Annotated in this window: 5 protein-coding genes; 4 read left to right on the forward strand and 1 reads right to left on the reverse strand. The window is 54.0% G+C overall.

What is annotated here, in order from left to right:
- Nucleotides 1–364 precede the first annotated feature (364 nt).
- The 4 genes from GX108_07455 to GX108_07470 all read left to right on the forward strand — a co-directional run bounded on the left by GX108_07455 (nucleotide 365) and on the right by GX108_07470 (nucleotide 6,131).
- Nucleotides 365–1,270, forward strand: coding sequence for a glycyl-radical enzyme activating protein (locus GX108_07455; GenBank protein NLO56868.1), 906 nt, complete (start codon nucleotides 365–367; stop codon nucleotides 1,268–1,270).
- Nucleotides 1,271–1,273: 3 nt separating this feature from the next.
- On the forward strand, nucleotides 1,274–3,634 hold the full coding sequence (locus tag GX108_07460) for a glycyl radical protein (GenBank protein ID NLO56869.1): 2,361 nt from the start codon (nucleotides 1,274–1,276) through the stop codon (nucleotides 3,632–3,634).
- Nucleotides 3,635–4,034: 400 nt separating this feature from the next.
- Entirely contained in the window at nucleotides 4,035–5,081 is a 1,047-nt protein-coding gene (locus tag GX108_07465; protein ID NLO56870.1) for a metallophosphoesterase, read from the forward strand.
- 39 nt (nucleotides 5,082–5,120) lie between these two features.
- Nucleotides 5,121–6,131, forward strand: a complete 1,011-nt coding sequence (locus GX108_07470) for an NAD-dependent epimerase/dehydratase family protein (GenBank protein NLO56871.1) — start codon at nucleotides 5,121–5,123, stop codon at nucleotides 6,129–6,131.
- 251 nt (nucleotides 6,132–6,382) lie between these two features.
- On the opposite strand, the gene GX108_07475 is transcribed toward GX108_07470, so the two are convergent.
- Nucleotides 6,383–6,612 (reverse strand): phosphomannomutase (locus GX108_07475; protein NLO56872.1); only part of this gene is annotated, 230 nt, incomplete at its 5' end.

Raw genomic sequence — 6,612 nt, forward strand, 5'->3', positions numbered from 1 at the left:
ATAGGCATCCCGCGCTTTTACTGCGTCCTATCGTAAGGCCTATTCTGTACCGCCGCTGCCCTTCCTTTTTTGATAGCGATCGCTCTATTTCAAAAAAAGCGACCATTGGTTGTTTCCGCGGATCAGGCTCAACATTTTTGGAGCTGAACCTGTTCCCTCCAAATATCTGATATATTGTATTTCTGTATATGTAGAGAGGTGCGTTATGACTGTTGTCTTCTCGTTCAATACGGTGCCTCTCCGGCGGCAAGCCTTAAATTATCTCGGGAGTTCGATGTAACGAGAGAAACCAGAGATCCTGGATGGACTGGCTCCACCCGGAATTGGCCAGGAGGCTGGATAGAGGCATCGGGGAGGTCTTTTTATGGATAGCGGTGTTATCTTCGATATCAAAAGATATTCTATTCACGATGGGCCCGGTATCAGGACAACAATTTTCTTAAAGGGTTGTCCCCTATCCTGCTGGTGGTGTCACAACCCCGAAAGTCACTCGTCTTTTCCTGACGTTATTTACCGTCCTGATCGGTGTATTGGCTGTGGAGCCTGCGAGGAAGTTTGTCCCGAGAGAGCGATCGAGCTCACGAAGATAGGCTACGTTGTGGATAAAGAGAGGTGTACCGTTTGCAGAAAGTGCGCCTTAGCATGCCCCGCTGAAGCACGGGAGGTGGTGGGTGAGGTCACCACGGTCAGGGACTTAGTCAGGGAGATAGAGAAGGATATTCTGTTTTTCGACGAGTCTGGAGGAGGTGCCACTTTTTCCGGTGGAGAACCTTTGTTCCAGCCGGATTTTCTTATCGAGGTGTTGAAAGTTTGTCGCCATAAGAATATCCACACCGTCGTTGACACCTGCGGCTATGCCCCTCAGAAGACCCTGGAGACGGTCGCCCGCCTTGCCGGACTTCTTCTCTTCGACCTGAAGATAATGGATGCCGAGTTACACAAAAGGTACACCGGGGTATCGAACGAGTTGATCCTCTCAAACTTGAAATGGCTTTCAGGCCAAGGTTTCCCCATGATTGTGAGAGTCCCTGTTATACCGGGGATATATGATACGGCCGAGAACATGGAGACCTTAGGGAAGTACCTCTCGGCACTGCCCCTGATACCCGATATCAACCTCCTCCCTTATCACTCTTCGGCCCGGGAGAAGTATCGCCGATTGGGTATGCATTACCCTTTGAACGAAATCCCAGCGCCGTCAGGGGATCAGATGGTGTTAATCGCGGAGAGACTTGCCCAGCATGGGCTTAACGTATCCATAGGGGGTTAAAAAATGAAAGAAAGGATAGAAAGGCTCAGGAAGGAGAGTTTCGAGGTTGTCGTCACTCTGGACCACGAGAGAGCTTTAATAATCACAGATTTTTATAGCGAGCACAGTGGCAAATATTCCGTACCGGTGACGAGGGCCCTGGCCTTCAAGGCTCTCTGCGAAAAGAAGAGCGTCTATTTAGGTAAGGACGAGCTTATTGTGGGGGAGCGTGGTCCCCGACCGAAATGTGTCTCGACCTACCCGGAATTGAACTGCCACTCCATGGAAGATCTGGATATCCTCCACAATAGGGCCAAGAACCCTTACAAGGTCTCGGAAAAATGTAAAGAGATCTACCGGAGCAAGGTGATACCCTACTGGCGGGGGCGCACTATGCGAGACAGGATTTTCGCCGATGTCGGTGAAGAATGGCGGGAGACCTATGGCGCAGGTTATTTTACGGAGTTTATGGAGCAGAGAGCTCCGGGCCATACCACTCTTGATGGGAAGTTCTACTCTAAAGGCATGGAGGACTTTAAGAAAGAAATAGCCGAAGCTCTCTCCTTCTTGGATTTCAAGAATGATCCCGAGGCTACGAGGAAGCGCGAACAGTTGAAGGCAATGGATATAGCCTGCGACGCTGTCGTTATCTTCGCTGAGCGTCATGCCAATCTTGCATTGGAAATGGCCCTAGCCGAGAATGATCCAACGCGTAGAAAAGAACTTGAGATAATAGCCTCAAATTGCAGGCAAGTACCCCGTAGGGCCCCCAGAAATTTTTGGGAAGCCCTCCAGATGTACTGGTTCATGCATCTTGGTACCATAACGGAGCTCAACGGTTGGGATGCCATGAATCCTGGGCATTTGGACCGATACTTCTATCCTTTCTACGCCCGGGAATTAGAAGAGGGTACCCTATCAAGGGAGTGGGCTAAGGAGCTATTGAGCGCCTTCTGGATCAAATTCAACAACCACCCAGCTCCCCCTAAAGTGGGTGTAACGGCTGCCGAAAGCGGGACTTACAATGATTTCACCAACATTAACCTGGGGGGGGTGCTTAAAGACGGTTCTGACGGTGTCAACGAGATATCCTACATGATGTTGGAGGTACTTGACGAGATTCACCTGCTACAGCCCCAGGCCAATATCCAGCTGAGTCGGAAGAATCCTGATAGGTTCCTGAAGACTGGCCTAAAAGTGATTCGAAAGGGCTATGGCTACCCATCCATTTTTAATGCTGATACGGTGATAGCACAGATGGTTCGAGCGGGAAAAACCGTAGAGGACGCCCGGGAAGGTGGCACCAGCGGATGCGTGGAGACAGGCGCCTTTGGCAAGGAAGCTTACATACTGACGGGTTACCTCAATACTCCCAAGATACTGGAACTGGCCTTGAACAACGGCGTGGACCCCCTGTCGGGAAAACGAATTGGAGCTGAGACCGGTAATCCATCTAATTTCAGCACCTTTGACGACCTCTACTCCGCTTTCGAAAAACAGCTGAATCACATAGTCGAGATCAAGATCAAGGGCAACCAGTTCATAGAGCGCATGTACGCTGAATACGCTCCAGCGGTTTTCCTTTCAGTGCTGATTGACGACTGTATCAAAAAAGGCAGGGATTATAACGACGGTGGACCGCGGTATAACACCAACTACATCCAATGTGTGGGTATAGGCACCATAACTGACAGCCTCAGTGCGCTTAAAAAACACGTTTTCGAGGATAAGACTTTCTCCATGGTGGATGTAATCCAGGCCCTTAGGTCCGACTTTCAAGGCCGCGAGAGCCTCAGGCTGACCTTCGCCAACAAGACCCCTCGCTGGGGCAACGACGATGACTACGCCGATTCCATAATGAAGAGAGTTTTCGAATCACTTTTTATTGGAATAGATGGACGGCCCAACACCAAGGGCGGTTGTTACCACATCGACATGCTCCCCACCACTTGTCACATCTACTTCGGCTCTGTTACCGGGGCGACTCCTGATGGTAGGAAAGCCAGGTCCCCACTATCGGAAGGCATATCTCCCGTTCAGGGTGCCGACCGCAATGGCCCTACGGCAGTGATTAAGTCCTGTGGCAAAATGGATCAGGTACGTACTGGTGGCACCCTATTGAACATGAAATTCATGCCGAAGGTTCTTGAAGGCGAGAAGGGGATCGAAAAGCTTGCCAGCCTGGTTCGGACCTACTTCCGCTACGATGCTCACCATATCCAGTTCAACGTAATCGACATCGAGACTCTGAGGGATGCCCAGGCACATCCAGAGAACTACAGGGACCTGATAGTAAGAGTAGCTGGTTACAGCGACTATTTCTGTGATATCGGGCTGGAACTTCAAGAGGAGATCATATCCCGGACCGCGCAGGAAGAGGTCTAGGAGCAAAAGACCGAACCCGATGAATAATAGTAACCACTTCGAGTACTCAAGGACTTCAGGTTAGGTGACGGTAATAGGCGAATCCTGGCCTTTTGCTGCAAGCCGTAAACGGCTAGTAATAAAAAGGACAGGATGGTATTACAGCATAATTGATTGACAGAGATTGTAATGGCGGTTTCCTTTTAATAATTAGCGATCGCTAATTATTAGCGTGGCCGCCTTTCTCTTTGATTGTTTGTTTTTACTCGCAAGCTGTCGTTTATGATTAGCCTGTCCAAATCCCAGTAGGGAGGTACAAATTATAGTTTCCCGGTTCATTTCCTTTTTCGGCGTTGCCCTGGGCATTTACGGAGCGGCTAACCTCTTTATTTGGCTTCACCTGGCCAGGGTGGTCCCCTACTTGGGGATTTTCAAGGTCCCCGTCATCCTCGCCTTCTGGATCCTCGTCGTGGCCTTACCTGCGGGTAGGATCGGCGGGGCCTTCTGCCGCTGCGCCTTCACGGACCAACTCACCATCCTCGGTTCCTGGTACCTAGGTTTCATGGTCTATATCCTTCTCCTTTTAATCCTTGTCGATGCCATCCGGTTGGCCGACTATTGGATCAGGATCGTACCGCGGTCTCTAGCCAGGAGGCAGGGCAGGGCGGCCCTCGCCGCCTTCTGGGGAGTTCTCTTCCTGTCGGTGGTAGTTGTTGCGGTGGGGCGGTGGAACGCCCGCAACCCCGTGGTGAGGGAGTATGACCTGGCCATCAAAGGGGCGCCGAGGGAGGGACCTTTGCGTGTGGCCGTGGCCTCGGACCTTCACGTGGGGCTCCTGGTGAGGAACCACTGGCTGGCCGACATGATTAAGACTATCAACTCGACCCGTCCCGACATGGTGCTCCTCGTGGGGGACATCGTCGACTCCGACGTAACCCGTGCCCAGGAGGAGAGGCTTTCCGAACAACTGGAAACCCTTTCGGCGCCTCTCGGTGTTTTCGCCGTCCTTGGCAACCATGAATTTTACTCCGGGGCTGATGAGGCGGCCCGTTCCTTCACCGAGGGAGCCGTGATCGTCCTGAGGGACCAGTCGGTGGTGATCGACGGCGCCATGGTCCTGGTGGGGAGGGACGACCGCGCGGCATCACGGATGGGGCGAAGGCGATCGCCCCTGGCGGCCATTGATGGTATTGGCGGGGACCTCCCGGTGATCGTTATGGACCACACACCCCACGACCTCCACGAGGCTGAGGAAGCCGACATTGCCCTCCAGGTTTCCGGCCATACCCATCGGGGGCAGCTCTGGCCCTTCAACTACATCACTTCTAAAATATTCGAGCAAGACTGGGGTTTTCTGAAGAGAGGCGATACTCTCTTTTACATTTCCTGCGGTGTCGGTTGCTGGGGACCGCCGATAAGGACCTCCAGCCGCCCCGAAGTAGTTGTATTAAATATAAGTTTCCAATAGAATTATCCCAATTGGCGCGACTTTATGGGGGGGTGGCCCATGTCCAGGTACGAAAATCTCTGCAGGAATCTTCTCTCGACGCCTTTGAGGTGGGTCGTGACGGGCGGCGTCGGCTTCATCAGCTCTCACCTCGTCGATGCCCTGCTGCTCCTGGGTCAGCACGTCGTCGCCCTCGACAACTTTCTGACCGGGAGAGAGTCGAATATCGAAGGGGCAAGCCGGTATTCTTCTGGTTATGATCCCCTTTTCCGTCTCCTCAAGGGCGACATAAGGGACATGGAGCAGTGCCGCGAGGCCTGTCGCGGCGCCGACATCGTCCTTCACCATGCGGCCCTGGCCTCGGTGCCCCGATCCTTCCGGGAGCCCCACATGAACAACTCCTGCAACATTACGGGCTTCCTCAATATGCTGACGGCGGCCCAGGACGCGGGGGTGCGGTCTTTTGTCTTTGCCTCCTCTGCGGCGGTCTACGGACACCAGCCCGAGGGGCCCATTGGGGAGGATGCCCCTCTTAGGCCCCTTTCGCCCTACGCTGTGGCCAAGCGGACGAACGAGCTGTACGCCTCGGTGCTTCCCGGCGGCATGAGAACCACCGGGCTTCGGTACATGAACGTCTTCGGGCCGAGGCAGGATCCATCGAGCCCTTACTCGGGGGTCATATCCATTTGGTCCAGGTATCTCCGGGAGGACAAAACCCCGGTGATCTACGGCGACGGAAGGACCACGAGGGATTTCGTCTACGTAGAGGATGTGGTGCAGGCCAACCTACTCGCCGCACTGCGGGAGGGCGGGGCCGCCGGTGAAGCCCCTCTCTTCAACATCGGGACGGGGCGGGCCGTGTCGCTGGCAGAACTCCTCTCTGCGCTCCATACCACGTCGGGGGGACGCCTGCGATCGGGAAAGGCCTTGGTGCCCCGGTACGAGCCGGAGAGGGAAGGGGACATCCGGTACTCCCAGGCCGACATAACCCGCGCCCGGACGCTCCTGGGGTATGAACCCCGTTACACCCTCGAGGAAGGCCTCTCCCAAATGCTTGGGGTCAGAGCTTGATTTTGAGCATTTGTATACCATAAGGGCAAAAAAGCCGTAAATCGTGAACCAGGAGTCGTAAATCGGGAAAAATAACAGCAGGCCCTTGTACCCCAGACGCAACCCCTCGTTAAAAACCCCCGGAACGAACTGTCCCGAACGGTGTGACGGAGGTAGGCTTTGCGCTGTTTTGCCTTTCCGCTCCTTCGCACTTCTCGCCTTTCAGTATACAAATGCTCAAAATCAAGCTCTGACCCCAATCAAGCCCCCAATCAGTGTTCCCAAGTGAAGTCCTCGACGCCAGCTTCCAGGATCCTCCTCTTGAGATCCGCCGAGTACTCCGCCAGGTCCGCTTGGGTTTTGCCCTCCACCCTCGCCACGATAACGGGCTGGGTGTTCGACGCCCTGACCAGGCCCCACCCCCTGGGGTAGAGGATCCTCACGCCGTCCACGGTGATGGCTTCGTGATCTTTCAGGGCGTTATCCCTGATATGGTCTACCA

It is taken from the genome of Thermovirga sp. (assembly GCA_012523215.1).
Lineage (GTDB): Bacteria > Synergistota > Synergistia > Synergistales > Thermovirgaceae > 58-81.